General features: G+C 59.4%; 1 protein-coding gene. It reads right to left on the bottom strand.

Annotation, left to right across the window (positions count from 1 at the left end):
• Positions 1–1,976 (bottom strand): Ig-like domain-containing protein (locus tag ACOZKU_RS15080; RefSeq protein WP_421579555.1); only part of this gene is annotated, 1,976 nt, incomplete at both ends.

The following is a 1,976-nucleotide window of genomic DNA, read 5'->3' as shown; positions in this document are numbered from 1 at the left end:
CCGTCGTCGGCATCGCTAAAGCCCAGATCGGCAGCGGTCAGCGTGTAAATGCCTCCTTCTGAAACGGTGGCTTTGAGATCACCCGTCAGCTTCGGCGCATCGTTCCCGATCAGAACCCCTGTCGTTGGAGAGACCCCGTTCAGCGTCAGCGCCAGGTTATTCCCGGCGGCGTCGCGGATCGCGCCTCCGTTAAGATCGATACCATCTCCGAGCGTTATGCCCGTCATGTCCATCTGGGCGGCTTTGACGGGGAGGCGGAAGATCAGCGCCGATGTACCGCTGCCACTGACATAACTTGCATAGACGGTACCGCCAGTATCAAGCGTCACGGCAAATTTTGGCGTGCCCCCAGCTGTGTTCACAATCACCGCTTCCGTGAGGTTGACGGTGAACTCGAGGTCTTGCCCTGTCACATAGGTCCTATTAGCGGGAACGCCAACGGAAGTGACGATAGGGCTTACGCGATCGACATAATAAACCTGTCCCGTTGTGTATCCAGAAGTGATGGCATTTCCGGCGGCATCTGAAATACTGGTATTCGTATTTTCCAGATCGAGACGCAGGGAACCGTTGCCGGTGATGCCGCTAACAGTGACTGTATAGGTCTTGCTGTCCACTTGCGTGACGTTCGCAACCGTCCCGGCAAGACCACCGGTCGAGGTTAGCGAAAAATCGGCAGCATCGACGCCCGAGACGCCCTCTGTGAATGTCACCGTATACTGTACGCTACTTGCATTCGTCATTTCGCTCCCCGCACGCGTTATTGATGCGACGCGGGGCGGGGCACTGTCGATTGTATAGTTGTTCGAATTGGTGATCCCGGTCCCGGCGTTGCCGGCAAGATCGGCCACACCGGTATTGTCGAGTGTGATGAGGTTGGTCGTATCTGTAATGCCAGCGGTCGGCGTCAGGGTCGCCGTCCAGGTGATGCCGCCATCGGACGAACTGACGGAGCTCAGCATGCCGTTGGCGATCGACAGGTCGGCATTGGTGAAACCGGTGACGGCTTCGCTGAAGGTGAAGGTCACCGCCGAGGTCTCGCCTGCCGCCAATACGGTGTCAGCTACCACGACGGTTGCAGTGGGGCGCTGGGTATCGATGCTGTAGTTGTTGGAATTGTTGGTTCCCGTGCCCGCATTGCCGGCGAGATCCGTCAGGCCACTGTTATTGAGAGTGATTAGATTGGTCGTGTCGGTTACGCCGGCGGTCGGCGTTAACGTCGCAGTCCAGGTGACGCCGCCATCGGACGAACTGACGGAGCTCAGTGTGCCGTTGGCAATCGACAGGTCGGCATTGGTGAAACCGGTGACGGCTTCGCTGAAGGTGAAGGTCACCAACGAGGTTTCGCCTGCCGCCAGAGCGTTGTCCGCCACCACGATGATTGCGGTCGGGCGCTGACTGTCGACGCTGTAGTTGTTCGAATTGGTGGTTCCGGTCCCGGCGTTGCCGGCGAGATCGGCCACGCCGGTATTGTCGAGGGTGATGAGGTTGGTCGTGTCTGTAATGCCGGCGGACGGCGTTAACGTCGCCGTCCAGGTGATGTTGTCGGACGTGCTCAATCCGCTCAATAGGCCATTCGCGACCGCTAGATCGCCAAGGGTGAAACCAGTGACGGCTTCGCTGAAGGTGAAGGTCACCAGCGAGGTTTCACCGGCTGCCAAAGCGGTGTCCGCCACCACGATGGTTGCGGTCGGGCGCTGGCTGTCGACGCTGTAGTTGTTCGAATTGGTGATCCCGGTCCCGGCGTTGCCGGCAAGATCGGCCACACCGGTATTGTCGAGTGTGATGAGGTTGGTCGTATCTGTAATGCCAGCGGTCGGCGTCAGGGTCGCGGTCCAGGTGATGCCGCCATCGGACGAACTGACGGAGCTCAGCATGCCGTTGGCGATCGTCAGATCGGCATTGGTGAAACCGGTGACGGCTTCGCTGAAGGTGAAGGTCACCAGCGAGGTCTCGCCGGCTGCCAAAGCGGTGTC

Origin of the sequence: Shinella sp. M31 (assembly GCF_049199205.1) — a bacterium.
Lineage (GTDB): Bacteria > Pseudomonadota > Alphaproteobacteria > Rhizobiales > Rhizobiaceae > Shinella.
Note: the sequence above shows the minus strand (reverse complement) of the source record. Positions and strands in the feature narration are given on the sequence as shown.